Source organism: Nitrosomonas sp. Is79A3, from assembly GCF_000219585.1.
Taxonomy (GTDB): Bacteria; Pseudomonadota; Gammaproteobacteria; order Burkholderiales; family Nitrosomonadaceae; genus Nitrosomonas.
On record NC_015731.1, the window covers coordinates 2,524,226 to 2,551,055 of the forward strand.

General features: G+C 45.2%; 27 protein-coding genes. 12 read left to right on the forward strand and 15 right to left on the reverse strand.

Translation table 11 applies throughout. From position 1 onward, the window contains the following. Positions 1-35 precede the first annotated feature (35 nt). Positions 36-1,835, reverse strand: a complete 1,800-nt coding sequence (gene recQ, locus NIT79A3_RS11650; RefSeq protein ID WP_013966388.1) for a DNA helicase RecQ — start codon at positions 1,833-1,835, stop codon at positions 36-38. A gap of 327 nt (positions 1,836-2,162) precedes the next feature. Between recQ and glnA the strand changes: the two genes are divergently transcribed. The 3 genes from glnA (at position 2,163) to NIT79A3_RS11665 (ending at position 4,859) form a co-directional block, all read left to right on the forward strand. After that, the gene (gene glnA / locus NIT79A3_RS11655) at positions 2,163-3,572 is read left to right on the forward strand and encodes a type I glutamate--ammonia ligase (RefSeq protein ID WP_013966390.1); all 1,410 of its coding nucleotides are present in this window, start codon (positions 2,163-2,165) and stop codon (positions 3,570-3,572) included. A gap of 371 nt (positions 3,573-3,943) precedes the next feature. Then, positions 3,944-4,372, forward strand: a complete 429-nt coding sequence (locus NIT79A3_RS11660) for a DUF4124 domain-containing protein (protein ID WP_013966391.1) — start codon at positions 3,944-3,946, stop codon at positions 4,370-4,372. 37 nt (positions 4,373-4,409) lie between these two features. After that, entirely contained in the window at positions 4,410-4,859 is a 450-nt protein-coding gene (locus NIT79A3_RS11665; RefSeq protein WP_013966392.1) for a DUF4124 domain-containing protein, read from the forward strand. A gap of 173 nt (positions 4,860-5,032) precedes the next feature. On the opposite strand, the gene xth is transcribed toward NIT79A3_RS11665, so the two are convergent. The 5 genes from xth to NIT79A3_RS11685 form a co-directional block, all read right to left on the reverse strand. Beyond that, positions 5,033-5,800, reverse strand: coding sequence for an exodeoxyribonuclease III (gene xth, locus NIT79A3_RS11670; protein WP_041360938.1), 768 nt, complete (start codon positions 5,798-5,800; stop codon positions 5,033-5,035). Between the two features lie 91 nt (positions 5,801-5,891). Beyond that, on the reverse strand, positions 5,892-6,044 hold the full coding sequence (locus tag NIT79A3_RS18805; protein ID WP_156797073.1) for a hypothetical protein: 153 nt from the start codon (positions 6,042-6,044) through the stop codon (positions 5,892-5,894). Between the two features lie 77 nt (positions 6,045-6,121). Next, positions 6,122-8,056 carry an ATP-dependent DNA helicase gene (locus tag NIT79A3_RS11675; RefSeq protein WP_013966395.1) on the reverse strand — a complete coding sequence of 645 codons (1,935 nt, stop codon included), beginning with the start codon at positions 8,054-8,056 and terminating at the stop codon, positions 6,122-6,124. 252 nt (positions 8,057-8,308) lie between these two features. Further along, the gene (locus NIT79A3_RS11680; protein WP_013966396.1) at positions 8,309-8,611 is read right to left on the reverse strand and encodes an RnfH family protein; all 303 of its coding nucleotides are present in this window, start codon (positions 8,609-8,611) and stop codon (positions 8,309-8,311) included. Next, complete coding sequence (locus NIT79A3_RS11685) at positions 8,608-9,045, reverse strand: type II toxin-antitoxin system RatA family toxin (RefSeq protein ID WP_013966397.1); 438 nt, start codon at positions 9,043-9,045, stop codon at positions 8,608-8,610. Before NIT79A3_RS11685 ends, NIT79A3_RS11680 begins: the two co-directional genes overlap by 4 nt. Before the next feature lie 90 nt (positions 9,046-9,135). On the opposite strand from NIT79A3_RS11685, the gene smpB reads away from it, so the two are divergent. Together smpB and NIT79A3_RS11695 are read left to right on the forward strand one after the other, a co-directional pair. Next, positions 9,136-9,579 carry an SsrA-binding protein SmpB gene (gene smpB / locus NIT79A3_RS11690; protein ID WP_013966398.1) on the forward strand — a complete coding sequence of 148 codons (444 nt, stop codon included), beginning with the start codon at positions 9,136-9,138 and terminating at the stop codon, positions 9,577-9,579. A 60-nt stretch (positions 9,580-9,639) separates the two neighbouring features. Continuing rightward, entirely contained in the window at positions 9,640-10,653 is a 1,014-nt protein-coding gene (locus NIT79A3_RS11695) for a COX15/CtaA family protein (RefSeq protein ID WP_013966399.1), read from the forward strand. Between the two features lie 90 nt (positions 10,654-10,743). Here NIT79A3_RS11695 and NIT79A3_RS11700 read toward each other — a convergent pair whose 3' ends face one another. From NIT79A3_RS11700 to ispB, 4 genes are all read right to left on the reverse strand, one after another. Then, positions 10,744-12,159 (reverse strand): sigma-54 dependent transcriptional regulator, encoded by a 1,416-nt coding sequence (locus NIT79A3_RS11700; protein ID WP_013966400.1) that lies wholly within the window; start codon positions 12,157-12,159, stop codon positions 10,744-10,746. Continuing rightward, positions 12,150-13,553, reverse strand: a complete 1,404-nt coding sequence (locus NIT79A3_RS11705; protein ID WP_348225612.1) for an ATP-binding protein — start codon at positions 13,551-13,553, stop codon at positions 12,150-12,152. The genes NIT79A3_RS11700 and NIT79A3_RS11705 overlap by 10 nt, the downstream gene beginning before the upstream one ends. A gap of 253 nt (positions 13,554-13,806) precedes the next feature. Then, positions 13,807-14,067 carry a PP0621 family protein gene (locus NIT79A3_RS19535; RefSeq protein WP_013966402.1) on the reverse strand — a complete coding sequence of 87 codons (261 nt, stop codon included), beginning with the start codon at positions 14,065-14,067 and terminating at the stop codon, positions 13,807-13,809. A gap of 443 nt (positions 14,068-14,510) precedes the next feature. After that, entirely contained in the window at positions 14,511-15,479 is a 969-nt protein-coding gene (ispB, locus tag NIT79A3_RS11715) for an octaprenyl diphosphate synthase (RefSeq protein WP_013966403.1), read from the reverse strand. Between the two features lie 147 nt (positions 15,480-15,626). Here ispB and rplU point away from each other — a divergent pair, with 147 nt between their 5' ends. The 6 genes from rplU (at position 15,627) to NIT79A3_RS11745 (ending at position 21,758) form a co-directional block, all read left to right on the forward strand. Continuing rightward, positions 15,627-15,938 carry a 50S ribosomal protein L21 gene (rplU, locus tag NIT79A3_RS11720; RefSeq protein WP_013966404.1) on the forward strand — a complete coding sequence of 104 codons (312 nt, stop codon included), beginning with the start codon at positions 15,627-15,629 and terminating at the stop codon, positions 15,936-15,938. 10 nt (positions 15,939-15,948) lie between these two features. Next, positions 15,949-16,206, forward strand: a complete 258-nt coding sequence (gene rpmA / locus NIT79A3_RS11725) for a 50S ribosomal protein L27 (RefSeq protein ID WP_013966405.1) — start codon at positions 15,949-15,951, stop codon at positions 16,204-16,206. A 104-nt stretch (positions 16,207-16,310) separates the two neighbouring features. Continuing rightward, positions 16,311-17,372 (forward strand): Obg family GTPase CgtA, encoded by a 1,062-nt coding sequence (gene cgtA, locus NIT79A3_RS11730; RefSeq protein ID WP_013966406.1) that lies wholly within the window; start codon positions 16,311-16,313, stop codon positions 17,370-17,372. Continuing rightward, a complete protein-coding gene (proB, locus tag NIT79A3_RS11735; protein WP_013966407.1) occupies positions 17,369-18,478 on the forward strand; it encodes a glutamate 5-kinase in 1,110 nt (369 codons plus the stop codon). The genes cgtA and proB overlap by 4 nt, the downstream gene beginning before the upstream one ends. 74 nt (positions 18,479-18,552) lie before the next feature. After that, on the forward strand, positions 18,553-19,656 hold the full coding sequence (locus tag NIT79A3_RS11740; RefSeq protein WP_348225613.1) for a heparan-alpha-glucosaminide N-acetyltransferase domain-containing protein: 1,104 nt from the start codon (positions 18,553-18,555) through the stop codon (positions 19,654-19,656). A 59-nt stretch (positions 19,657-19,715) separates the two neighbouring features. Further along, entirely contained in the window at positions 19,716-21,758 is a 2,043-nt protein-coding gene (locus tag NIT79A3_RS11745) for an NAD(+) synthase (protein WP_013966409.1), read from the forward strand. Between the two features lie 77 nt (positions 21,759-21,835). On the opposite strand, the gene NIT79A3_RS11750 is transcribed toward NIT79A3_RS11745, so the two are convergent. From NIT79A3_RS11750 to NIT79A3_RS19155, 4 genes are all read right to left on the reverse strand, one after another. Then, complete coding sequence (locus NIT79A3_RS11750) at positions 21,836-22,762, reverse strand: hypothetical protein (protein WP_013966410.1); 927 nt, start codon at positions 22,760-22,762, stop codon at positions 21,836-21,838. A 208-nt stretch (positions 22,763-22,970) separates the two neighbouring features. Continuing rightward, complete coding sequence (locus NIT79A3_RS11755; protein WP_156797075.1) at positions 22,971-24,047, reverse strand: hypothetical protein; 1,077 nt, start codon at positions 24,045-24,047, stop codon at positions 22,971-22,973. A 78-nt stretch (positions 24,048-24,125) separates the two neighbouring features. Beyond that, positions 24,126-24,311 (reverse strand): DUF2130 domain-containing protein, encoded by a 186-nt coding sequence (locus tag NIT79A3_RS11760; RefSeq protein ID WP_013966412.1) that lies wholly within the window; start codon positions 24,309-24,311, stop codon positions 24,126-24,128. Then, positions 24,283-24,513, reverse strand: coding sequence for a hypothetical protein (locus tag NIT79A3_RS19155; RefSeq protein ID WP_198009446.1), 231 nt, complete (start codon positions 24,511-24,513; stop codon positions 24,283-24,285). The genes NIT79A3_RS11760 and NIT79A3_RS19155 overlap by 29 nt, the downstream gene beginning before the upstream one ends. A 333-nt stretch (positions 24,514-24,846) precedes the next feature. Here NIT79A3_RS19155 and NIT79A3_RS11770 point away from each other — a divergent pair, with 333 nt between their 5' ends. Continuing rightward, positions 24,847-25,209 (forward strand): hypothetical protein, encoded by a 363-nt coding sequence (locus NIT79A3_RS11770; RefSeq protein ID WP_013966413.1) that lies wholly within the window; start codon positions 24,847-24,849, stop codon positions 25,207-25,209. Between the two features lie 91 nt (positions 25,210-25,300). Here the strand turns inward: NIT79A3_RS11770 and NIT79A3_RS19540 are convergent, their stop codons facing one another. Beyond that, positions 25,301-26,797, reverse strand: a complete 1,497-nt coding sequence (locus NIT79A3_RS19540) for a hypothetical protein (protein WP_348225614.1) — start codon at positions 26,795-26,797, stop codon at positions 25,301-25,303. Positions 26,798-26,830: the final 33 nt, after the last annotated feature.

The window sequence follows — 26,830 nt, forward strand, 5'->3', positions numbered from 1 at the left end:
CCTAGCTGCATTATTCCAGTTTATGTTCACAATTTCTAACAACCGCGAAGTATCTCGATTAGATGGTTGCCGTACTTATCGAGTTTGCGTGCGCCGATGCCGGTTACCAGGCGCAATTCATCTTCCGTTTGCGGGCATAAACGCACTAGCTCATGCAAGGTAGCATCATGAAAAATCACATAGGCTGGCACACCATGCTCCTTGGCTGTTTTTGCCCGCCATAAGCGCAACCGTTCCCATCGGTAACGCTCGGCTGTATCCAGCAACGCCAAATCATCAGCTTGCCGCTTCCCGGACAATCGTTCAGGCTTTGTTTGCAGCCGTAAGAACACACTTTGCTGTCCCTTCAGCACCGCACGGCTGGCTTCGATCAGTTGCAAGGCGCCATGGCCCTCACTATCCGTCGTCAATAAACCAAGTGCTACAATCTGACGGAATATCGCACGCCAAGCTCGCTCAGGCAAATCTTTGCCGATACCAAACGTACTGATTCTATCGTGATGCCATTGCTGCACACGTTCAGTCAAATTACCTCGCAACACATCAATCAAGTGCCCCGCGCCAAAATTCTGTCCGGTCCGGTAAACACACGACAATGCTTTCTGCACCTCTACCGTGGCATCCCAGACTTCCGGTGGATTTAGACAGACGTCACAGTTTCCACAAGGTGCCGTATCAGCCGTTTCACCAAAATAACTTAATAGGCGTGCGCGGCGGCAAGTTGTTGTTTCGCACAGCGACAACATGGCTTCCAGCTTCCGCGCAGCAACTTGCTTAAATTTTAATTGCGCTTGAGATTCCTCAATCATGCGCCGTTGCTGAATGACATCACCGAGGCCATAAACCATCCAGGCATTGGCTGCCTGTCCGTCACGGCCGGCACGGCCGGTTTCCTGATAATAACCTTCAATGCTCTTGGGCAAATCCAAATGCGCGACAAAACGCACATCTGGCTTATCGATCCCCATTCCGAACGCGATGGTGGCAACCATGATGATACCTTCTTCGCGCAGAAACTTTTCTTGGTTCAGGCTGCGTTCTTGCATGTTCATACCGGCGTGATAGGCTACTGCGCGCATGCCATGATCGACCAGACATGCTGTTGTCTCCTCCACTTTCTTACGGGAAAGGCAATAAACAATACCCGCGTCGCCTGGATGTTCTGCTTGTATGAAGGTCAATAACTGCGAGCGGCTATTGGTTTTATCGATAATTTGATAACGGATATTCGGGCGATCAAAGCTGGAAACAAATACTCTGGCCACATCCAACCCCAAGCGCTCAATAATTTCTTTGCGGGTATCCATGTCAGCCGTGGCTGTTAAAGCAATACGCGGCACTTCGGAAAAGCGCTCATGCAAAACTGACAATTGACTGTATTCCGGACGGAAATCATGTCCCCATTGCGATACACAATGCGCTTCATCAATCGCAAATAATGCAATCGGGATGCGCGTAATCAGGTTCAAAAAACGCGCAGTCAGCAGACGTTCCGGCGCAACATACAATAAGTCATACTCGCCCGCCTGAAGATTCTGCTCGACTTGGGCGGCTTCCTGCTGTGACAATGAAGAATTCAGAACCGCTGCGCGCACCCCGATTTCATGCAGTGCAGCCACCTGATTTTGCATTAATGCAATTAACGGAGAAACAACGATAGCCACTCCGTCGCGCAACAAGGCAGGAATCTGATAGCACAGCGACTTGCCGCCACCCGTCGGCATCAGCACAAGACAATCGCCGCCATTGGCAAGATGTGCAATCACTTCTGCTTGTTGCCCGCGAAAAGCGGGGTAACCAAAAACTTCTTTGAGTATGTTAAGCGCTTTGGACATTCAAGATAAGACTACTGCAAATTCTCAATTTTCTTCGAGTTCAAGAACCATCTTCCTGGTTTTAGATAAAAACAAAATTCACCCTGTTGATTGCCGCGGGACACTGACGACGAAACACCCCATATCGTAATTTTACGAATCGTAAAGACTTGACCGGCGATAGTACAGTAGAATACAAACCCAGGCACTTGCAGTTTATATTCAGTCAGCCAGTTTGATAGCAATCGTTCGTATCGTTTCAAATTATTCATTGTGTTGTGCTGGTATAATTCTATCCAAATGTATCTTTATTTATAAAATTTGTGACGCTAGTCTGGAGAGAGAAAAATGGTGGTAGCTGATGTTTTGAAATTGATTCAAGACAATGAAGTCAAATTTGTTGATTTACGTTTTACAGATACGAATGGTAAAGAACACCATGTCACTGTACCTGCACATACCTTCGATGCCGACAAATTTGAAGATGGCCATCCTTTTGACGGTTCGTCGATAGAGGGCTGGAAAAGCATTCAAGCATCCGATATGTTGTTGATACCCGATCCTGATACCGCCAATATGGATCCATTCATGGATGAGCCGACACTGCTGATCACCTGCGACGTGGTCGAACCGGCCGACGGAAAAGGTTATAGCCGGGATCCGCGTTCATTAGCCAAACGTGCGGAAATTTACTTAAAGTCAACAGGTATCGGTGATGTTGCATATTTCGGACCTGAACCCGAATTTTTCATTTTCGACTCAGTGCGCTGGCATACCGATATGTCAGGCTGTTCGGTCAAAATTGCATCTGAGGAAGCTGCATGGAGCTCGGCCATTAAATACGAAAGCGGCAATATTGGCCATCGTCCCGCCGTAAAGGGCGGTTACTTTCCCGTACCGCCTGTCGATTCCCTGCAAGATATTCGTTCCGCCATGTGTCTTACGCTGGAAGAAATGGGTATCGGTGTAGAAGTACATCACCATGAAGTGGCTACAGCGGGCCAGTGTGAAATTGGCACGCGCTTCAATAGCCTGGTTAAACGCGCGGATTGGAACCAAATACTTAAATATGTTGTGCACAACGTCGCGCACTCGTATGGCAAAACGGCGACTTTTATGCCCAAACCCATCGTTGGCGATAACGGTTCAGGTATGCATGTGCATCAATCCATCTGGAAAGATGGCAAGAATCTATTTTCTGGTAATGGTTACGCCGGTTTATCTGAGATAGCGCTATTCTATATTGGCGGTATCCTCAAGCACGCCAAGGCACTGAATGCCATTACCAATCCCAGCACTAACTCCTATAAACGGCTTGTTGCCGGATTTGAGGCGCCGGTCAACCTTGCTTATTCTGCAAGTAATCGCTCGGCTGCAATCCGTATTCCGCACACCAGCAGCCCGAAAGGACGCCGAATCGAAGTGCGTTTTCCTGATCCGACAGCGAATCCTTACTTGGCATTTACCGCACTGATGATGGCAGGTCTGGATGGCATTCAGAATAAAATACATCCTGGTGATCCAATGGACAAGAATCTTTATGATCTGCCGCCGGAAGAAGCTGCCAAAGTACCGAATTCTTGCGCTTCACTAGATGAAGCTTTGGAGTGTCTGGATAAAGACCGTGATTTTCTAATCCGTGGCGGCGTATTCTCTAATGATATGATTGACGCGTTTATCCATCTTAAGATGGATGAAGTCACGTTACTGCGCATGACTACACATCCGGTTGAATTCGATATGTATTACAGCCTATAGAGCCCGGCAAGAACCGGGCACCCGGAAGAAGATAAATTCGGCTAACAGGCCGTTGAAAAACGTTTCCGAGGCAGCCGATGCAAGGCAAAAACAGGCGAAAAAGCGCAGTTTATGCATTATAAATGAGCATTTTGAGCTTGTTTTTAACACCGCAGCGGCAACGCAGATAGTTTTTCAACGGCCTGCCAATACAATAAATAGCCAGAATATTTATGCTTTAAAATCAACAAAATAAATTAATTTATTAATCAAGGATACATCAATTGCTGCAATAAGTAGGATTTTTTGGCTCTTTTTTTGCCTTTCGTTAGAAAAATCATTGATAGACTGATCAAATAGTTGCACTTTTATCGGAATTCTTCTAGCAAAATATGAAAACCAGAACATTGCTTACTCTGTTAGCTTTAATCTTGTTGGGCTATCTACCCAAGGTTAATGCCGGAACAGACATATACAAACATGTTGATAAAGAAGGCAATATTACCTTCACCAATCGCCCTGTCAGTAATGCGCAGAAATTTTCTGTCGCTTCTTTTTCCCGGAATACTGAGGGGTTACAACCCAGCTCTCCCCGGGTAAAAGAAACGATACAGAAAGAGCGCGATGCCATGCGTCGCCAGATCCTGAAAAAAGAGCTAGTAACGGAAGAAAAGCTTTTTACCGATACACAAAATTTCTTAGAGCAGGTCATTAGTACGCGCGGATCAAACAATCATCAGGAAAAGGTTGTACAGCTAAGAAACAAGCTATTCTTACACCAAAGAAATATATCCGCATTACGAAAAGAGCTTGCTCGATAGATAGGCTGAGAATCACAAACGATTAGAACGGTGAATCATGAAAAGAAATAATTTTTTGTTCATTGCGTTAATTCTTTTCTCATGCTTGGCTCAAGCCGGTGTGTATAAACATATCGATGAACGCGGCAATGTCACGTATTCCAATATCCCTTCCAGTAATTCAAAGAAAATTGATCTGCCCCCGATTGTTGTCGTCCCCTCTACCGACTCCGGGGATATTGATGACAGAATCATAAAAAGACGGGAAAATGCCAGAATTGAAGAACAACGCGAACAGATGCAAAGCAAAATCTCTGAGGAAGAAAATCGTCTTAACGAAGTAAAAAGCGAATACAAAGAGGGCATACCCGATCGTTTAGGCAGCGAACGAAACTATCAAAGATACCTTAATCGCGTAGAACGATTGCGGGAAGAAATCAGTGTACGTGAAAAGAATCTGAATATGCTGAGAAACGAACTCGAGAAATTACCGGGTAAAAGCAACTAACCTGGAAGCATCTAACAGGCCGTTGAAAAACGTTTTCGAGGCAGCCGATGCAAGGCAAAAACAGGCGAAAAAGCACAGTTTATGTATGATAAATGAGCATTTTGAGTCTGTTTTTAACACCGCAGCGGCAACGCAGATAGTTTTTCAACGGCCTGCTAAGAAGCTGTCCAAATTCATACAAAAAGCTCCACCATGACAGGCGCATGGTCTGAAGGCCGCTCCAGTTTACGCATCGTTTTATCAATCGCACAAGTCACACAAGTCCGAGCAAGTTCATTACTAAGCAAAATATGATCAATACGCAATCCGCGATTCAAGCGGAAAGCCATCATGCGATAATCCCACCAAGTATAAGATTTCTCCGACTGTTCAAACAAACGAAAACTGTCGGCAAACCCTAAATTAAGCAAATTAGTGAATGCAGCACGTTCCGGCTGACTGCATAATACTTTTCCTTCCCATATTTTTGGATCATAAACATCGCGATCCTCCGGTGCGATATTAAAGTCGCCCAATACTGCCAATCTTGAATAAACTTTCAATTCCTGTTGCAACCATTCGTTCAAAGCAGGCAGCCACCTCAATTTGTAACCATATTTCTCCGACTCAACGGTATCTCCATTAGGCACATAGACAGAAATAACACGCAAATCCCCATAGGTTGCCGCAATAACCCTCTTCTGCTCATCTGCAAAACCAGGTATGGCGGTTATTATCTCGCTTCCCTCCTGTTTACTGAGTATCGCGACACCGTTGTAGGTTTTCTGTCCAATAAAAGCAGATTGGTAACCAATCGCTGCAATTTCACTGATTGGGAAATTATCGTCGGATAGTTTTGTTTCCTGCAAACATAACATGTCCGGCTGATTTTCCACCAACCAATCAATCACTTGCGGAAGCCTCACTTTAAGTGAATTCACGTTCCAGGTTGCTAATTTCATAAGCATTTAGTTACTAATAGTTATTTAATAAAGCCGTCAAAGGCTGTCCACGCCGAATTAATCCATCGCATTATGAATCACTAACAGCAATCTACTTATGCAAGCCATTCAGTTTACGTTTGCTCTCTGTTAGCTGGCGCAGCTCACTGATGATTGGTTGCACAATTTCCAGCAAATCCTTCTGCCAGTCAAACTCCAGCTTTTCCGCTGTATCGGCTTTGTTTAATTCCAGAGCAGCAGTCAATATCATTTCAAATTAAAATTTTTTACTCATAGCGGCCTGAATCAATTACCTAATAAGCATCACGCAATCGTTTTAAATTACGACTGTTCGCCAGCATTAAAAAAATTCTCAACTTCAGCTAAGTCCCGTGTGCGTTTCATCGGCGGCAGACTTTGCCATATTTGTTTCCCGTACGCTTTGGTAGTCAAGCGCGGATCGCAAATCATCAGCACTCCCCGGTCCGCTTCATCCCGAATCAAACGGCCGGCGCCTTGCTTCAGATTAATGACAGCACGCGGCAATTGGTACTCCATGAAAGCGTTACGGCCCTCACTGTTGATTTTCTCTATTCGCGCCGCAAGTACTGGATCATCGGGCGGTGCAAACGGCAGCTTATCAATAATGACCAGAGACAGCGCTTCTCCGCGCACATCGACTCCCTCCCAGAAAGACTGGCTGCCAATGAGAATGGCATTATTCAATTCGCGGAAACGCTCCAGCATGTAGGAGCGCGAGCCTTGCCCTTGAAGTAGCAATGGGAAAGCGAATTCATCGGCTGCCTGTAATAATTCATAAACACGTTGCATCGCACGCAAGCTGGTACACAAGAAAAAAGCACGTCCTCTGCTCGCGCGTAATACCGGCAGCGCCGCCTGCACCACTTGATCGGTATAAGTTTTATGCTGCGGTTCCGGCAAACCAACCGGCACATAAAGCAACGCTTGTTCAGCAAAATTGAATGGACTTTCCCAACAGGCTGTTTGCGCAGTAGCCAGCCCCATTTCCTCATTGTAATGGGTAAAATCCTTTTTAACCGACAACGTCGCTGAAGTAAAAATCCAGGCACGCGGCGATGTAATCATTTGTTTCTGGAAAATCTCAGCAATCGATAAGGGTGTCGCATTCAATTGCAATGCCTGATTATATATTTCAATCCAGCGCACATAGCCTTGCATTTCCGTTTCATCCCGCCAGCGTTGTATCAGATAAAAATGCTTGGTTGTGCGCTGCCAGCAATTCTCTAACCCTTCTGACCGTTCAGCCTGATTTTCCAGCAATTTTGCCAGTGTCGTCAGCTTTTCCAGCAAGTTGCCCAGCGCATCTGTAAACCCTGTATTCTGTCTTATCGCCGCCAAAGATAACCGCGTGTTGTCTTCCACGATAGTCAAACGCAAATCGCGCGCAGCTTTTTCCATCGCAGCAATAGCGTTTGGCAACTCAACAAAATCTCCAGCAGCCTGAATTGCTTCCGCTTTGGCATCGCGTGCAAGATCCAGTAATTGGCCGGTGCTGATGGATTCGCCAAAAAATAAACTGGCCGTTTCCGGTAATTGATGCGCCTCATCAAAAATGACCGTATTACAGGCAGGTAATAATTCGGACAAACCTTCATCACGCAGCATAACATCAGCAAAAAACAAATGATGATTCACCACTACGATATCTGCAGCCAAAGCTTGTTTACGCGCTTCCATCACAAAACATTTTTTATAACTGGGACACTCCGAACCCAGGCAACTGTCACGCGTTGAGGTGACCTGCTGCCAGATGGCGGCATTCTCGGGAACTTCACTGAGTCCGCTTTTATCCCCATTTTTGCTGTTGTTTGCATACCGCTCTATTTGTTGCAGGTACTGGATCTCATCACGGTTAACAAAACTGAGATGCGTATCCTGCAAGCTTCCTTCCAGATGATAGTGGCAAATATAATTAGCGCGGCCTTTCAACAATGCAACAGTGACCGGTATTTTGAGCGCCGCCCGCACAGTCGGAATATCACGACTAAACAGTTGGTCCTGCAGCGTTTTTGTTCCTGTGGAAATAATGACTTTGCCACCCGCCAACAAAGCAGGCACCAGATAAGCCAATGTCTTACCCGTTCCTGTACCAGCTTCAGCAACCAGAATCCGATGCTTTGCAATCGTGCTGGCAATAGCCTGGGCCATCTCCAGTTGCTGAGAACGTGTGCGGAATCCTGTGATATGGCGCGAAAGCGCGCCATCAGTCGAAAAAATTGAATCAATATCAAACATAAAATAAGGATACCAACAGCTCCAAACCAGAAAATCTTGCTTTTTCTGAAACTGCTATCCTTCGGGAATGAGTCAGGACAGAATACTCGTCATTATACTGCTACCCATCAATATGTTCGATCTTAAGTGGCAAAGGAATAATTTACTGCGAAAAGAATTTCTTCGGGAATGCCAAATTGATTGGAAATTGAAGAGATTATTTGCAGAAGCTTCCGTGAATGGCAGAATATGAGTCTAAAAGAAAATAACTGATCAGCGTCGGCTTTCTAAGTGCAGTGACTTTTTGGCGCGTATTCTTCTCGTCTCCTTTGGATCGATGATGAGTGGCCGATAAATTTCGATTCTGTCATTAGGTTGCAGGTGCGTTCCCGGTTGTGCAAATTTTCCAAAAATACCCAATTGATTTTTTATCAGATCTATTTCAGGAAACCGATCCAGAATTCCGGAACGTCTTATGGCCTGTTCAACTGTACAGCCAGCTGATACATCAAGTTTCTCCAAGATTTGGATATGCGGTAGCGCATAGACAATCTCGACTTGGAAAAACACTGTCATGGCTTGCCATAAATCACTTCCGCCCGCTCAATAAAATGCTCCACAAAACTGTTCGCAATCATGTGAAATACCGGCCCTACCAGTTTCTCAAGGATCTTGTGTGAGAACGTGTAATGCAGCCGGAATTTTATCTTGCATGCCGTATCCGATAATGGAATAAACTGCCAGTAACCATCCAGATGTTCAAATGGGCCATCCAACAGACTCATTTCTATCAAATCAGGTGGAAAACGTTTATTTATGGTGGTAAAGCTATGCTGAATATGATGGTAATCGATTCTAACGGTTGCATGCGTTGTTACTTCATCTTGCGGGTCTACGGAAGTACCGCCGCACCACGGAAGAAATTTAGGATATTCTTCAACGTTATCAACCAGCGCAAACATTTGGCTTGCTGAATATTCGACCAAAACTGATTTTTCTATTTCTGCCATAAAAGTAAATCACCCAGCATCAATGAGGTAATACTGAAAAACTGATAAAATACACGAAATTTTAGTAATTTCCACCTATTCCAATCCTGTATGAGTATAGTACAAAATAAAAAAGCCTTTCACGATTATTTTATCGAGGAAAAGTACGAAACAGGCATGGTACTAGAAGGTTGGGAAGTCAAAGCCATTCGTGACGGTCGAGTTCAATTAAAAGAAGCCTATGTTATTATCCGTAACGAAGCATTATACCTCATTGGCTGTCACATCAGTCCGCTCAAGACAGCTTCAACACACATCAACCCTGATCCTACAAGAACTCGCAAATTGTTGTTGCATGCCGAGCAGATCAGGCGGCTTATTGGTAAAGTTGAACGCGCCGGATATACTCTGGTTCCGCTGGATATGCATTATAAAACGGGTAGGATTAAACTGGAAATCGGCTTGGCTAAAGGCAAGAAGCAGCATGACAAGCGCGAATCCGAAAAAGAAAAGGAATGGGAACGCACCAAGCAACGTATGCTGCGAGACAAATAAAACAATCCAAAATAATTGATCAAAATCAAACTTCAGAAATAATTTTTATTCTTTACGACTATGCAAAAATCTATTGCTATCTGGTTATTAATTTGTTGCGCCATGGTATTTGCCATGGTAGTGGTCGGTGGTGTTACACGGCTGACTAACTCAGGACTTTCAATTGTTGAGTGGCAGCCGATTGTCGGCACATTACCCCCAATCACGCAGGGAGATTGGGATGAGTTATTGGAAAAATACCGCGCAACCCCGCAATACCAAAAAGTTAATAAAGGTATGAGTGTCGATGAATTCAAGAGTATTTTCTGGTGGGAATACTTTCATCGCCTTTTAGGCCGTCTTATTGGCTTGGTATTTTTTATTCCATTTGTTTATTTCCTGGTGAAAAAGCAGATAGATCGACCATTAGGTATCAGGCTAGCTGGAATATTTATATTAGGCGGACTACAAGGATTTATGGGCTGGTATATGGTCAAGAGCGGACTGGTTAGCGATCCCCATGTGAGTCAGTATCGCCTTACCGCACACCTCGGATTGGCATTTGTCATTTTTGCCGCCATGTTCTGGGTTGCCTTAGGATTGCTATCGCCAAAAAACGAAAATCTTAAATCCAATGAAGCGATGCAAAGCTTACGGCGATTCTCCTTTGGCCTGACTTCACTCATTTTTATCATGGTTTTATCAGGCGGTTTTGTCGCAGGCATTCGTGCAGGCTTAGCCTACAATACTTTCCCGCTCATGAACGGGCATCTGATACCACCGGAAATCTTTATGCTGGAACCGTGGTATCGCAATTTCTTCGATAACATGGCAACCGTACAATTCGATCATCGGCTGATTGCCTGGATATTGGCTTTTTTAGTATCGCTTTTCTGGTTTAAATCGCGCAAAGTAAAACTCTCCGGCACGACTCGTATTGCCTGCAATCTTTTTCTGCTGATGCTGGTGATCCAGATTAGTCTGGGTATAGCAACTTTATTGCATGTAGTGCCTATTCCGTTAGCAGCTTCACATCAAGGCGGTGCAGTATTGCTCTTTGCAGCAGCATTATGGGTTAGTCATCGTTTACGCTAGTGCTTGCAGCTCCATCTTATTAAACCGCACACTTATAATGAGATGGGGCTGGGACTAGCAATTTAATTGCGCAAACAACTATCCGATGCCTTAAGATTTTTCATTTAATCCCAATCGTTCCATCCGATAGCGCAACGACCTGACTGTGATACCCAATATTTTAGCTGCTTTTGTTCGGTTGTATCGACTCTGATCCAATGCTTTTACAATAGAGTCCCTTTCAAGCTGATCAAGAAAATCCTGCAACGGCAATCCTGGATCCGCACTGATTATGGGCAAATTATCGGCATTTTGTGGAATTTCTCTGGCTTTATTGGGTAATTGCAGCTCTTCTTTACCAATCTGCGTATCGGGGCAAAGTGCCAATGTCCGTTCAAGTATGTTTTCAAGCTCACGTACATTTCCGGGATAACCATAGTTCATCAGCAATGCCAGGGCATCTTTCTTAAGATTACAAACGGGCCGTGCGGATTCCCGGCAGATTTTTGCCAGAATTGCTTCTGCTATGAGCGGAATATCTTCGCGCATCTCACGCAATGCAGGTATGTTCAATTCGATTACATTCAGACGATAGTACAAATCCTGCCGGAATTGCCCGGTCTCAACACAGTCACTAAGCTTCTTGTGTGTGGCGCTGATGATACGCACATCGATATTTTTTTCTTGCGTATCACCGATTCTTCTCACTTGTTTTTCCTGGATTACCCTAAGCAACTTAACTTGCATGGCCAATGGCAAATCAGCGACTTCATCAAGAAACAACGTACCGCCATTTGCTGTCAGGAAAAATCCATCATGCTCTTTTTCTGCACCGGTGAAAGCACCTTTTTTATAACCAAAAAATTCACTTTCCATCAAATTTTCAGGGATAGCACCACAGTTGACAGCAACAAACGCTTGTTTATGGCGAGCGCTTCTTTCATGAATCATTCTGGCTGCCAGTTCCTTTCCACTTCCCGATTCACCACTGATATAAACAGAAGCCTGACTGCGGGAAAGTTTGTCTATGGTTGCACGTAGCTGACGCATGGGTTGGGATTCACCCAACAGTACGCGCTGATTCGATTGGGTTTGTGATGCCAATTCGGTTTGTATCGGCGGCAGGCTTAGGGCTGATTTAACTAAATCCCGCAACTGCTTTAATGAAACCGGTTTCGGTAAATAATCAAAAGCCCCGGCTTTAAGCGCAGCGACGGCATTTTCTGCAGTACCATAAGCTGTTATCACGGCAACAGGCAAATCTGCGCAATGCTGCCCAATATATTTAACCAGATCTAACCCTTCTCCATCAGGTAAACGCATGTCCGTGAGGCATAACTGAAATTGACGTGATTGCAATAATAGCTTGGCGTCACTGATACACTTTGCACTGAAAACTTCCATGCCCATACGTGCTAATGTCAGTTCGAGCAACTCGATAATATCCGGCTCATCGTCCACAATCAGTATATTGGGAACGGTAGTTTTTCTATGTGGATTAACAATTGATCCGATATCTATAGACATGGTTGACTGCTTTTGCAGATTATCCTGAAATGCCCGCCCGGAGAATCCTCAACATAGTCAAGTGATGCATGATTGGTTTCACACAATTCACGTGCGATGTATAAACCCAGACCTGTACCGCCAGTTGCAGTAGTGAAAAAAGGCTCAAAAATCTGTTTAACTTGTTTCAAGTCGACACCTTGACCATCATCAATTATATTCAAACAAACATTATTTTCATTTGCTCCTTTAGACAACTCGATGTGAATACTGCTGGTTTGTTTACGGCAATGTCTCCATGCATTCCGGCATAAATTCCACAGTATCTGGTTTAAATGATCACGATCAAAACTAATCAAATAATTCTTCGAGCCATCTACTATAAATACATTCGTATTGATTTTCTCAGTATGACAAAATTCTTCAAGAAATTTCTGAATAAATTCATGTATCTCAATAACTTCTAATTTTGGAATATTACGCCGGTTCAGTTGTAAAACATCCTGCACTATCTTGTTTAGACGCTGCGTATTATCACAAATGATGCGCACGAGACGAGGATTCGTATTATTTTCAAGCTGCTCTTCTTCCAGAAGTTCGGCAGCATGATTGATCGCCGAAAGCGGGTTACGAATTTCATGTGCGATATTCGCCGTCAAACGGCCCAGTGCTGCAAGTTTTAGTTGCTGTAGTTGCGCCTGTATACGCCCCATATCTTCGAGGAAAATTACAACACCATTACGAAAATCCGCCTGAATCGGAAGAAAACGTGTTCGAACCAATGCATTACTATGTGCCAACCGTAACAAATCAAAACTAATGTTGCTATCCCCCTGCCAGCTTGTAAGCCTTTCGGTTATTTCAGGCACATAATCCGATAATCTGAGCAATTCAGTTTTACCGGCTGATGGATTCATACCAAGCAGCTTCTCAGCGTAGGTATTACGTTGCCGGATGTTTCCAACTCTATCCACGACAAGCACACCTTCCTGTATATCCTGAATTACTAATTGATTGACTTGCGCCATGTTAACTAGATCGATTCCACGTTCTTCCGCAAGCTGTTCACTGGCCAAAGTATGTTTAGCCAGCTGATACGCCAGCCAAGCAACTGCAAAGTACGCCATGCTCAATAGACCGGCTTGAGAGTATTGTGCAGAATAGAAATCAGCCGCGAATAAGGAATAAGTTTCTTGCAACAGTAAACTAATGGTCGCAATCGCGGCAAAGAATAGCGCTAAACGACCACGGCTGATTAGTCCCGCTGCCGCAAGCGATACCAATAGCAAAACGCCCAAGCCGCTTTGCAGGCCTCCGCTGGCATAGAGCATAATAGAAATGAAAACAATATCAATAACGACTTGTATGGTTAGTTGCGAATTAAAATCAGGAGCGCGCAATTTAATAAGCAGCATCGACACGCAGCTACAAAGAACATGGCCTAAACCCGCATAAATAAACAGCGCATAGTGATATGAGCCAAAATTTGCAAATTCAAATTTCCACGTAACAATCAACAGCCCACTGCCAAGCAGTAGCCGGTAGATGTTGAAATAATAGAGGGAACGCCAGTATTGATCAGCATATTCAGTCTCTGTTGTTCCGGAATTAAATGGCCAGAGTATTGAATGTTTTGTTTGTGACAAATAAGTAGACACTATAGTCGAATCAGGATGAAGAATTTATATACAAATGACTATGCTCGTTACAACAAAAATATTTATTATGATTACCAACAGCTTCAGTTTTAGGTAAATAAACGCCACAGTACGCGCAGTTCACCATATCTTCGGCAGATTCCGGAAGTACTTCAGTCTCTTTCTGTTTGGGTTGACGGATTTTGAGTATCCAGTAAATCAATACCGCTATCAGTATGTAAAAAATTAATTTGCCCATATCAATTTCAATTGCTCTCTTATCGTATGACATCAATCTGGATTTAATTTGCCATCGTTATACATTAATCTTAACAGTTTCTTTGTTTTGGCAAATTGTGGATTAATCATGGTTTTAGTGCCTATCAATAAAAGATTAAATAGTTACTTAATCAAATGTAAAAGATTTCAACGAGATACCTGATAAAACCCAGGCTTGGAGTTGCAAAAACTTAGCGTATTGCAAATTGGACAATATTTATTTGAAGAAGACTCCTCTGCATCACAAGAAGAGTCATCCCATTTAACAGGCCGCTGAAAAACGTTTTCGAGGCAGCCGATGCAAGGCAAAAACAGGCGAAAAAGCGCAGTTTATGCTTAATAAATGAACATTTTGAGTCTGTTTTTAACACCGCAGGGCAACGCAGATAGTTTTTCAACGGCCTGTTAAATCGATGCTATTCGCAAACTGTTAGTCAGCCCGAAAACTTTCTAAAATCAATAATTGCGTGTCACAGAAAAGTTCGCTAATTGCAGGAGACATTTTTTATATTCTGATTCCGGTAAAAAAGCTATTGCTTCAATTGCTGTTGCAATCTCAGCCGCAGCGCATTGTTTAGCGTAGTCTAAGGCCGCTGTTTGGCGAATCACATCCAGAACAGGTTGAAAACCATCTTTTCCGCCATCCTCAATCGCTTTGCGGATAATATTTGCTTGCTCGGGCGTTCCCACTTTCATCGCATAGATCAAAGGCAGTGTAGGTTTTCCTTCAGCCAGATCGTCGCCTAAATTCTTACCGGTATCCTGATTATTACCCGAATAGTCCAGCATATCGTCAATAAGCTGAAATGCGGTGCCCAAGTGAATGCCATAAATTGACATCGCGTCTTCCTCTTCCGGTGTGGCATTGCCCAGAATCGCGCCCAATCGGCTGGCTGCTTCAAATAATTTGGCTGTTTTAAAACGAATGACTTGCAAATAGTTTTCTTCTGTCACAAGCGGATCGCGGCAATTCAGTAGTTGTAAAACCTCGCCTTCAGCAATCGTATTCGTCGCATCGGCCAATACTTGCATGACGCGCATATTGTCAACATCCACCATCATCTGAAAGGCTCTGGAATAAAGAAAATCTCCTACCAGAACACTGGCCGCATTACCAAACAGTGCATTGGCTGTTTCTCTATTTCGACGTAGATCAGATTCATCCACGACGTCATCGTGGAGCAAAGTTGCCGTATGAATAAATTCAACAATGGCTGCGAGGTTGTAATGAAATTTCCCTGAATAACCGAAAGCACCAGCGGATAAAATCACCAATGCAGGACGTAAACGTTTCCCTCCACTATTAATGATGTATTCACTGACTTGGCGAATCAGCAGAACATGAGAATGTAATTTCTCTCGGATGACATCGTCTACGATGTCCATGTCTTGAGCAATGAAGCTTCTAATATATTCGATTGACACAATATTACCTTGTAGAAAACGCTATGTTAGGAATGACAACACCCAAGTGTCAAGCATAAAGATAAATTGCTCGAAATTTTCCACCACAATCAAAGGTTATTTATGTATAATTCGCGGTTCTGTAAAAGGGAAGCGTGGAGTCAATATATGTATGCGGTCATAAAAACCGGCGGTAAGCAGTATCGGATTAAAGTGGGTGAAACACTGAAGGTGGAACAGCTTGAAGTAGAAAGTGGCAGCGAGCTTATTATTGATCAAGTATTGATGATTGCGGATGGGGATAAAATATCCGTGGGCACACCGCTCGTCAATGGCGCCAAAGTCAGTGCAACAGTACTGGGTCAAGGCCGTCACGACAAGATTCGTATCTTCAAGATGCGTCGTCGCAAGCACTACCAGAAACATCAGGGACATCGGCAGAATTACACTGAAATACAGATTACCGGTATTTCAGCTTAAGGAGTACTAGATGGCACATAAGAAAGCAGGCGGAAGCTCCAGAAATGGACGTGATTCACATTCAAAACGGCTCGGAGTCAAGCGTTATGGTGGTGAATTGATCCCAGCCGGATCGATTATTATCAGACAACGCGGCACCCAAGTTCATCCTGGAGAAAATGTAGGTATTGGCAAGGATCATACCTTATTTGCAAAAATTACAGGGAAAGTGAATTTTAGTATCAAGGGTGTACTAAAACGAAAAATAGTCAGTGTGATACCAGCATAGCTGCACAGAAGCACCAAATTCTTTCAAAAAGCCCTGTCTAAATTGATGGGGCTTTTTTGTTTACAGGATCACAAAAGAATTACAAGTAACGATAACCAGGATTTATGAAGTTTATTGATGAAGCGATTATTCAGGTATTAGCCGGTAAAGGTGGCGATGGCGTCGCAAGTTTCCGGCGCGAGAAATTTATTCCTAAAGGCGGGCCTGATGGTGGTGATGGCGGGCGCGGCGGCAGCGTATTCGCAATAGCGGATCGTAATATCAACACATTGATTGACTATCGTTTTGCGCGTATCCATCGGGCCAAAAATGGCCAGAATGGTCAAGGCTCCGACCGCTATGGAAAAAGCGCCGAAGATATTGTACTGCGTGTACCTGTAGGCACACTTATCAAAGATAGCACTACCGGTGAAACGATTGCTGATCTGGTTCGTGATCAGCAAAAGGTCTTGTTAGCCAAAGGCGGAGAAGGCGGAATTGGTAATCTGCACTTTAAATCCAGTACTAACCGGGCACCGCGTCAGTTTACCTATGGTGAACCGGGGCAGGAATTTGAACTGAAATTGGAACTCAAGATGCTTGCCGATGTAGGTTTACTGGGTATGCCGAACGCTGGAAAATCCACACTCATACGCGCCGTATCTGCCGCTCGCCCCAAGGTAGCCGATTATCCATTCACTACCTTACAGCCTAACCTGGGCATGGTACGGATTGATCAAAACCGCAGTTTCGTCATGGCTGATATCCCTGGATTGATTGAGGGTGCCGCTGAAGGCGTTGGATTAGGGCATCACTTCTTAAAACATTTATCACGCACCCGGCTATTGCTTCATGTCGTCGATATGATGCCTCCGAATGAAGACACGGATCTTGTTCATGAAGCCCGGGCATTGGTCAAAGAATTACAGAAATACGATGAATCCCTTTATCAAAAACCGCGCTGGCTGGTATTGAACAAAACCGATATGATGCCAGCCGAAAATCGTGCCGAGTTATGCCGTCAATTTGTTGAGAAATTAGGATGGAAAGACAAATATTTTATTATTTCCGCATTAACCGGTGAGGGCTGCAAGTCCCTAACCTATGCCATCATGGATTACCTGGAACAAAATTTACCGCCACAGCCTGAAAGTCAGATTCCAGAAGGCGAGTTCGTTGATCCATGATAAAGCAAGCACGCCGTATTGTCATTAAAGTAGGTAGCAGCCTGGTCACCAATCAAGGCAAGGGGCTCGACCACGCTGCACTGGCCTGTTGGGCAGCACAAATTGCAAACCTTAAACAAATGGGCAAGGAAATCATCCTGGTCTCTTCGGGTGCAATCGCCGAAGGCATGCAGCGATTAAATTGGGAAAGCCGCCCCACTGCATTATATGAATTGCAGGCTGCAGCCGCCGTTGGACAAATGGGTCTGGCGCAGGCCTATGCATCCAGCTTTTCTGAGTATGGTTTGCAAACCGCCCAAGTGCTTCTGACCCATGAAGACTTGTCGAACCGGAAACGTTATCTGAACGCGCGCTCAACCCTAACAACATTATTAAAACTAAACATTATTCCAATCATCAATGAGAATGATACCGTTGCGATTGATGAAATTCGTTTTGGCGACAATGACACTCTGGCGGCGCTGGTCACTAATCTGGTTGAAGCCGATGTGCTGATTATTCTGACTGATCAGGCCGGTTTATTTACCAGTGACCCTCGCAAGAATCCGGATGCGAAATTATTAAGCGAAGTAAATGCTGGTGACCCCGCACTTGAGAAAATGGCCGGTGGCGTTGGCAGCGGTATCAGTCGTGGCGGAATGCAAACTAAAGTAATCGCCGCCAAGCGTGCGGCACGTAGTGGCGCGGATACCATCGTCGCATCAGGCCATGAAGACAACGTGCTAGTCCGCCTTAACCAGGACGAGGCTATCGGCACCCGTTTCCTGGCCAAAATACCGGTATTGGCAGCACGTAAGCAATGGCTTGCTGACTATTTACAAGTACGCGGGTCTGTGATACTGGATCAAGGCGCTGTGAAGGCGCTTTCAGCAGATGGCAAAAGCCTGCTCCCCATTGGCGTTATCAGCGTCGACGGTGAATTTGAGCGTGGAGAAGCCGTATCTTGCCGCGATGAAGCAGGCAGAGAGATAGCCCGCGGTTTGATTAACTATAGCGCTGTTGAAACACAAAAAATCCTAAAACAGGCCAGCAATGAAATCGAAGCCATACTGGGTTATGTTGATGAACCGGAACTCATTCACAGAAATAATCTGGTCTTGCTTTAGTTGTAAATTAAGAAAATATGCAATGCGCTGTTGTACTATTTGTTTGATTTTGCCTAAAAGAACGGGTGATTCAATTGGATAAAAGCGCGCAACGTATCGCTGCCATCGACTGGCTGCGCGGAATTGTGATGATCCTGATGGCGCTTGATCATACGTCATGGTTCTTCAATACGAACCGGATTTTCGCTGACTCGGTATTATTGTATGAAACCGGCGATCTGTTTGCCGCCGATCAATTCCTCACACGTTGGATCACCCATATCTGCGCCCCGACTTTTGTTTTCCTGGCAGGAACATCGATTGCAATCAGCAATATCCAACGGCGCGAACAGGGCATAAGTAATTCTGTCATTGACCGTGAATTGCTGCTCCGTGGCGCTTTTATTGCCTTGCTGGATCTGTGCGTATTCTCACTGGCTTCTGAAAAATTTATTTTTCAAGTGCTCTATGCCATCGGCATCAGCATGATGCTCATGGTTCCTTTACAACGCCTGGGTACCCGTGTGGTTTTTTTCTTGGCAGTACCCATCCTTGCGGGAAGTGAGCTATTGCTGATGGCTCTGTGGCAACCCGGTGGTGAAGTACCACTGTGGCTGGCACTGACCTTCGCGCCGGTATTCGGTGAAACTTATACCGTACTATACCCTGCATTACCCTGGCTGGCGATCATGATGCTGGGCTGGGTGTTTGGCGAACGATTAATGTCCCGGCAACCGGGCTTGTGGTCGTTAGAGCGTTTGCTGATGGTCAGCGGCCTATCCGCATTGGTTTTATTTGTGCTTATTCGCAGTATCGACGGCTATGGCAACCTTTTTATGCACCTTGACGGCAACACCGTCGTGCACTGGCTACATATCAGCAAATATCCGCCGAGCTTAGCTTACACTATGCTGGAACTGGGTTTAATGGCCATTATTTTTGCGCTGCTGATACGCCTGGAATCCGTCAAAGCCGTGATCAATAATAATGGACCCATCCTCGTCTTTGGCCAGACCGCGTTATTCTTTTATCTTGCGCACTTCGGTGTTTTGGCAGCACTACGTCTTGTGTTGGACCGCGGCGGCCTTGAGCAGACTTATTGGATCACCTTGCTGGTGCTAATCATTCTCTATCCAATCTGCCGTATTTACCGTTCACTAAAATGGCGCTATCCACAGAGCCTTTTACGTTTCTTGTAAAATAGCCATAGCTGTGCGACTGTGTACAATAGAAAATTAGCTTCACTTCGGGGAAACCAGTGAAAAACTTCTACTCGATCTACTCGCACAACTTTATTCGCGTATCCGCATGCATCCCCTCACTCAAGGTGGCGGATCCGGTATTCAATGTCGAGCAAACCCTTGAACTCGCACGCCGCGCATCGGAAGCCAAAGCATCGATTGCGCTGTTTCCCGAATTGGGCCTTTCTTCCTACACGGCCGACGACCTTTTTCACCAGCAAGCCCTGCTCGATGCCGTGATCAATGGGGTCGAACATATTGTTGAAGCTAGCCGTGAACTCACGCCAATCCTCCTGATTGGTGCGCCGCTCCGGTTTGAGGGAAAACTTTTCAACTGCGCAGTCGTCATTTACCGCGGCCGTGTCCTTGGCATCGTGCCCAAGACATACTTGCCGAACTATCGCGAATTCTACGAGAAACGCCAATTCACATCCGCCTGCACGGCCATTGCGCAGGAAGTCAGATTTCTCGGCCAGATTGTTCCGTTTGGCAACGATCTCATCTTCAATGCGATCAACGTGGACAATTTCTCACTGCATGCTGAGATTTGCGAAGATCTATGGACACCCATCCCGCCCAGCACTTACGCCGCCATGGCCGGAGCGACTATCCTTGCCAATCTATCCGCAAGCAATATCACGATTGGCAAAGCGGATTACCGGCGCAGTTTGTGCGCATTACAATCCAGCAAGTGCATCGCGGCCTATCTCTACACGGCCGCCGGTCCCGGAGAATCGACCACTGACCTCGCCTGGGACGGTCACGCCATGATTTATGAGAATAACCAGCGTCTTGCTGAATCCAAAAGATTCTCAGATGAAGCGCAGATCATCACGACAGACATCGATCTCGAGCGGCTCGTGCAGGATCGTATGCGCATGACCAGTTTCAATGATTCCGTGCAAGCGCACCTCGATCAGGTACGCACAATTCGTCCGGTCGAATTTGAATTTACCATTCCGGACGGAAACACTCCGTTGCTCCGCTCCGTCGAGCGCTTTCCGTATGTCCCCAGTGATTCGGCTCAGCGCGATGACCACTGCTATGAGGCATACCATATCCAGGTGCACGGCCTGATGAAGCGCTTGTCGTTTACCAAAATGCAGCGAATCGTCATCGGCGTCTCGGGCGGGCTTGATTCTGCTCACGCACTGATCGTAGCCGCGCACACGATGGATCGACTGAATCTTCCGCGCGCCAACATTCTGGCCTACACGATGCCGGGCTTTGCAACCAGCGACGCGACAAAATCCAACGCAATGAAGTTAATGGGGGCACTCGGCGTTTCAAGTCAGGAAATCGACATTCGCCCGTCGTGCCTGCAGATGCTGAAAGACATCGCACATCCTTTTACGAATGGCAAACCGGTATACGATGTGACTTTCGAGAACGTACAGGCGGGCGAGCGAACCTCGCATCTGTTCCGTCTCGCCAATTTGCACAACGCGATTGTGCTGGGAACTGGTGATCTTAGCGAACTTGCACTCGGCTGGTGCACTTATGGCGTCGGTGACCACATGTCGCATTACAGTGTAAATGCTTCCGTTCCGAAAACGCTGATCCAGCACCTGATCCGCTGGACCATCCACACTCAGCAGTTCAGTGATGCCACCAGTGAAGCACTGTCATCCATCCTGAATACGGAAATATCGCCGGAACTGATCCCGAGCCAATCCCCGGACGACCCGCTGCAAAGCACCCAGCAAATCATCGGCCCCTACGAGCTGCAAGACTTTAACCTCTACTACACCACGCGCTTCGGCTTCCGCCCGGCAAAAATCGCATTTCTCGCGCTGCACGCCTGGAGTAACCGGTCGTCAGGCCACTGGCCGAGTGGAATTCACGAGCAGTTACAAAACGAATACGATCTCGCAACAATCAAGCACTGGCTCGGCGTTTTTCTTTTCCGATTTTTCCAGACCAGCCAATTCAAACGTTCATGCATTCCCAATGCCCCGAAAATGGGATCTGGCGGATCACTGTCGCCACGCGGCGACTGGCGGGCGCCATCCGATGCAGAAGCACGGGTATGGCTGGATGAGTTGAAGCTTATTCCGTAATTCGACTGATGTAGTAGCCAGCTCCAACTTGGTTCGATTGGCTCTCTTACCTGTCCAGTTTCTTTGTTTGCAGCTCTTCACACACTATTGACTTTCCGACTTACTAAAAAAACTTTCTCAGTGATGTCTGCCATGCCCGCAAAACTAGTGGCGTGACGATCAATTTTAAATTCCTTGGTAGTTTCTTCATATAAAAAATAAGGCTCCAGTTCCCGATCTGTGAATAATATGACACGCTGATTATGTTCACTGTTCAGCCTACGAACCCGTGTTAGCTCTTCAGGCGAGAAAGGATTCAGCTTTGAAAATATAATGAAAACATTGAATTTGTCACGAGAAAATGACTCGGCCACGGCTTGGAGATTATTTATATCATCATCTGAGATTTCTTGTCTGGTTTTACACTCTCCAATTGCGATATCTATTTTTCCATCACTAGGACGCTGAATAATTGCCACAAAGTCTGTCTCGCAATTTAAAACATTCGCATTATTTGATTTAAGTTTCATTGCTGTTGCAAAAAGGATTTCTCCCGTATAAAACGTATCAAGCTGCTGCAAAGTCAAAATCACAGGTATTGCACCCTCTTGATTATTATCACGACCAAAAAGACCAGATCGCCTAAATCGCCAATCGCGATCTTTGAGAAGCGGTGTCGCGTTAAATGCATGACCACAGTATTCACAGGACACTTCACTGCCAACATCATCAAGCGAGATCCAGAAATCTAACGTGCAACTTGGACAGTCAAAAACCAAACCAGCTCGAAATACACCTCGTTTAAGTAGATAAGCCAGCACAGATTCTGGTTTCAAATCTATCCCACGAGATCGTTGCTCAATAAAAAGATCTTTGTATTCGTCAAATGACTTTCCTGTGACTGAATCTGCCCTGATAATTTGAAGAGCACCACTTCGAGTAAAAGATCTATCAGGTTTATATCTCTCAATCAGCTCTCTGACACCTCCAATCTTAAATACACGGCACCCTTGGAGTCCACCCATTTGCTGAACTAATCGAGTTGCGATTAATCCAGGTGACTTGGTTTAGCGTCAATACCAGAGATCAAGAAAAGCTGTTTTACAAGCTCCATAATATTGAGTGAATCTAAAAACATACTCGATCCACTTGCCGAGCTAACAATCCCTAAACCATTTGGTTCCGCACGCGCTCCATTAACTTGGTAACAGCACTGTCGTCCGTAATACCCATTTAGTTCAGGTACAAAAGGGATCTGAAATGTAGTTTGTTCATTGCCAAAGACCGAGTCCTGGAATCAACAGAGACAATCATGCATTGAACGTACAGCTTTTCATCTTCAAAAAATGGTTTTGGTGGAAGTTGAAATGACATTCTTGGAAAACCACCAGTGCTTTCACCGATTACCGCAAGCACTGAAGCTTCGGAGAAATACATATACGGTACTTTAATATTGAATCCGTTCCAAGTCTCTTTACATACATCGTTCAGACTTATCCCTTGCCCAAATATACTAATATCTGATCCAGCCATCTGATCCCCTAGCCAAATAGTAATTGAATTCTCCGATTCAAATCGGCCACTTGGTCGCGAACGAAGATCTTCAAGCCACATCATCAAGCTAGGCTCGAATCTTGAAGCATAGGATGGATCATAGAACATCAGGGATGTGTTCGTTGCACGTAGATTCCAGAAGGTAATCTGATCTTCAAAGTTATCAACACGCCCTACATATACTCCTGGGTGCCCCCAATAATTTTGGATTTGATAGTGCTGCTGAATAAATCCGCGTGAGAAAGCAGACACCGGCCAAACTTCTCCTGAGAATTGAGGCAAGGGTTCATCTGGATTTATTACAACGGTTTTCGCTGATAGATCACGTCTTAACAAGGAAATATAGTCCGTACCAGTCGCATCAGCAGTTGGAAATGCACCTAAAGTAGCAAGCAAAACGTCAGCAAGTGGATCTTCTGCTTTCCATTCGAAAATCGTAACTGTAGTATCAGAAGATAGATTATTCTTGAAATGTTCTTCGTAAAGACGGCGAATTGGATGATAAATATCTACTATTCGTGGGTCGCGATTACCGTTTCCATCTGAAACAAACAATTCTTCATGGAAAAAAGGATTAGGGAGATAGGGAAATCGATCAATAAACTTCTTGACGTCATCGTCCTTGGAAACTGGCCATAAGACATCAACACGAAACAAACGAACAAGTGAACTCGCAAAATCAAAATCATCTACTGGAATTAATGGGTTGTAGCGACCGCCCCACATAGTAAATGTTAGCCTTAGAGCTTCACGCATAGCTTCAAAATCACCAGAGCGTATGCACCACCCAATGCGAATCGGGCGATATCTGACTGTTACACTTTATGTATTCATTTAAACACTATTATCCTCAAACGCAGAAAATCCTAAACCCTCAATCTCCTGCAACGATTTCCCCGCAATCCCCAGCAAATCCCCATACATACCCACTGTCACCCCCATCGTGCGCTCAATCTGCTCCTCGCGCTTCGCCCATTGTTTCATAATCGCTTTACGTTCCTTCTCCAGATCTTCCTGCATCGTGGAGAACGCTCCAATTCTTGATACATTTAAATTCCCGCAAAATGGCACCTCCCGCCTGAACATCTGTGCCGAAAGCACTGTACAGCACATCCCCGGAAAATTCACCATTAGGCACTGGTTCGATGGTATCAAAGGAAATATAAAACTGCGCTTTCTCGCCTGTTTTTGCCTTGCATCGGCTGCCTCGAATACGTTTCAAAAGCCTGCTAAAGCTGTTACTGGGTTGATTGCGCCATTTGGATTACCGGTTGAGCGCCTGATTCCGACAGCAGTACCGTCATCATGTTGGTTACCAACACTGCGCGCTGATCAGAAGTCTGCGCGCAAGCATATTGCGCGACATTGTTACTCTATAATTATCAATAGATTACAATATTTATTGTGTAATTTTGTAAGTCAATAGTCAGTTTTTTGTAAGATGGATCTATTTTGAGTAGGTCGTCACCTCAGAAGAAATGGCCAAAAAATTGGATTAATACTCAAAGATCACAAATAATACTTCTATCATTGTAAATGAGGATTGAATATAAGCATGGAAACTAAAACTGAGTGGAAAGGATACACCGGGAGCGATGATCAGATCGCTGAGATGCGATCTGGTTTTATTTTTAGAGATGTTAATGGAGAGCAATGTAACTTAGTCAAAAGAGGATGCGACTTCGTAAGCGACGGACATTTAAGAAATTATTTATCTACCTGTGAATGCAAAGAAATATTGATATGCAACCCGCACCAACTATCTGACATGATCTGCCAGCAAGCAAGGACAGGTCAGCCGGTTTGGTGGAGAAGTATCGAAGGTGGTGGTACAGGGTTATGTCACGAATTTATGCCACCATTTGCGCATCCAGATGCGTTCGAGTATTCATTCACTGAGTTTAAGGAGGAAGTATGAACGTTAAAGAACACTTTCTGGTGACACTCGCTGAAGAATGTTCGGCTGATCCAAAATGAACCAGCCCGATGCTTTGGGCTGATTGTATTACTTAGTAAACGTGCGTCACTGTGGCAGTTATAACGCAACCTGCTGCCAAATTGATACCTGCTCCTGTTGGGTTTCTGATTACGCACGTGGCAACTCCGGTTGAAAATACCGCTGCACTCTTCTGCAGGCCAGCGTCATCAATAGACAGTCCAAAAGTAACGCTATCGCCAACCTCAGCACCTGGTACTGTAACTGTTGTACTCTGTGTCCCACCTGCGACACAGTCTGGCCAGTCATAAGTTTTTTGTCCGACAAATGTCTCAACGCCTGGCAAGTACCGATCGCCTACTTCGAACTTGCCCGCGAATGGTTCTAGCACAAAACCACCGATAAGATTCTCTGCTGCTGTGTTAACACCGGTAGTGAAAACGGATCTAAACTCAGCAACAACACTGCCTACCATTCCAGCCCATCCGTAAAACGCTGTGCCTGTCCAAGTAGAACCGTCCACTCTAAGAGAGGAGTCTCCACTTGACACATCTACAGGATCAGCAGCCCCTACAGGTCTGGCTACTGTAATTGTCGTGCTACCCACCCCACCGGTGCTTACAATTGCATGAGTAGTATTCCATAGCGGATCAGCAAGTCCCCAGAGTTTAACAAAAGCGGCCGCAGAGTTCTCGATCAAGTGCCCATAATCTACCGTGAATATTACGTTAGCTCCTGAAGTCTGCCAGCCGGTTATAAACCGCCTAATTTCTATCGACCCTTCATACTCAACCCAGTTATCAGTATCAGTAATGTCCTCGTGCCCTGTTCTTGCATAAGTTCCGACCACTGATATTGTGCCGGGATCGGCGCACGTTATGACGAATGTGTAATCATCTATGAGGCTTGTAACCAGATGTGATCCGTCAGGGTCTGTGCCAGATGACGTAAAGCCTGACAGCACGCACGTCTGGTTAACCTTTAGAAAGTGCTTAGTCCTAGATGGGATTGTTAGAGACCCTCCGCTCCAGGTCGGAGTTCCAGTTATTGCAAAACCACTTAGATTATCTGAAAGAGCCGGTGCACCTCTCGCTGTAACCAGCCTGTCCGCAGTTATCGGGTTACCGCTGACGGTGCTTGTTAGAACGAATTTTAAGATATGATCGCCTGACGCACGCTTCATCCAAAACTTCCAGAGAATCACTGATACCTTTTGCGGATCTATAGTAAACGGATCGGTCTTAATACCGCGACCATTGGCTGTAGTAGCTACTCTGATAACCCTTGTTATGCCATGTTCTGCCGGCAAATCTGACAGTTCTTCTGTTAACACAGCAGCGCCTAGAACATTCCAGCCTGGTATCTTAACTGTTGCTCCATCAGTATAAGGCCCCATAGCAAAGTCACCGTTTCGGGTCATCGGGCGACCCTTATTCTTAGTAACTATATTACCCGTTTCAAATAGGTTCGTTCCGTTTTTATCAATCAAACCAAAGTTCGGGAACTTAGATTTAAGTTTCCAACTTTCGCCGCCAATAACTTTGTTGTATCTGGATGTTTCATCAAACATTACTAAATAATGCTCTTCCGGACCATCATACTG

Bases quoted from the DNA above. Each gene is read 5' to 3' on its own strand.
- NIT79A3_RS11665 (WP_013966392.1), top strand. From the start codon at position 4,410: ATGAAAAGAAATAATTTTTTGTTCATTGCGTTAATTCTTTTCTCATGC.
- NIT79A3_RS11695 (WP_013966399.1), top strand. From the start codon at position 9,640: ATGCAAAAATCTATTGCTATCTGGTTATTAATTTGTTGCGCCATGGTA.
- NIT79A3_RS11680 (WP_013966396.1), bottom strand. From the start codon at position 8,611: ATGACAGTGTTTTTCCAAGTCGAGATTGTCTATGCGCTACCGCATATC.
- recQ (WP_013966388.1), bottom strand. From the start codon at position 1,835: ATGTCCAAAGCGCTTAACATACTCAAAGAAGTTTTTGGTTACCCCGCT.
- NIT79A3_RS19535 (WP_013966402.1), bottom strand. From the start codon at position 14,067: ATGTCATACGATAAGAGAGCAATTGAAATTGATATGGGCAAATTAATT.
- proB (WP_013966407.1), top strand. From the start codon at position 17,369: ATGATAAAGCAAGCACGCCGTATTGTCATTAAAGTAGGTAGCAGCCTG.
- NIT79A3_RS11700 (WP_013966400.1), bottom strand. From the start codon at position 12,159: ATGTCTATAGATATCGGATCAATTGTTAATCCACATAGAAAAACTACC.
- NIT79A3_RS11675 (WP_013966395.1), bottom strand. From the start codon at position 8,056: ATGTTTGATATTGATTCAATTTTTTCGACTGATGGCGCGCTTTCGCGC.
- smpB (WP_013966398.1), top strand. From the start codon at position 9,136: ATGAGTATAGTACAAAATAAAAAAGCCTTTCACGATTATTTTATCGAG.
- NIT79A3_RS11750 (WP_013966410.1), bottom strand. From the start codon at position 22,762: ATGGGTGGACTCCAAGGGTGCCGTGTATTTAAGATTGGAGGTGTCAGA.
- glnA (WP_013966390.1), top strand. From the start codon at position 2,163: ATGGTGGTAGCTGATGTTTTGAAATTGATTCAAGACAATGAAGTCAAA.
- rplU (WP_013966404.1), top strand. From the start codon at position 15,627: ATGTATGCGGTCATAAAAACCGGCGGTAAGCAGTATCGGATTAAAGTG.
- NIT79A3_RS19540 (WP_348225614.1), bottom strand. From the start codon at position 26,797: ATGTTTGATGAAACATCCAGATACAACAAAGTTATTGGCGGCGAAAGT.
- NIT79A3_RS11760 (WP_013966412.1), bottom strand. From the start codon at position 24,311: ATGCAGGAAGATCTGGAGAAGGAACGTAAAGCGATTATGAAACAATGG.
- NIT79A3_RS11660 (WP_013966391.1), top strand. From the start codon at position 3,944: ATGAAAACCAGAACATTGCTTACTCTGTTAGCTTTAATCTTGTTGGGC.
- NIT79A3_RS11755 (WP_156797075.1), bottom strand. From the start codon at position 24,047: ATGCGTGAAGCTCTAAGGCTAACATTTACTATGTGGGGCGGTCGCTAC.
- NIT79A3_RS11770 (WP_013966413.1), top strand. From the start codon at position 24,847: ATGGAAACTAAAACTGAGTGGAAAGGATACACCGGGAGCGATGATCAG.
- xth (WP_041360938.1), bottom strand. From the start codon at position 5,800: ATGAAATTAGCAACCTGGAACGTGAATTCACTTAAAGTGAGGCTTCCG.
- rpmA (WP_013966405.1), top strand. From the start codon at position 15,949: ATGGCACATAAGAAAGCAGGCGGAAGCTCCAGAAATGGACGTGATTCA.
- NIT79A3_RS11685 (WP_013966397.1), bottom strand. From the start codon at position 9,045: ATGGCAGAAATAGAAAAATCAGTTTTGGTCGAATATTCAGCAAGCCAA.
- NIT79A3_RS11705 (WP_348225612.1), bottom strand. From the start codon at position 13,553: ATGCTGCTTATTAAATTGCGCGCTCCTGATTTTAATTCGCAACTAACC.
- cgtA (WP_013966406.1), top strand. From the start codon at position 16,311: ATGAAGTTTATTGATGAAGCGATTATTCAGGTATTAGCCGGTAAAGGT.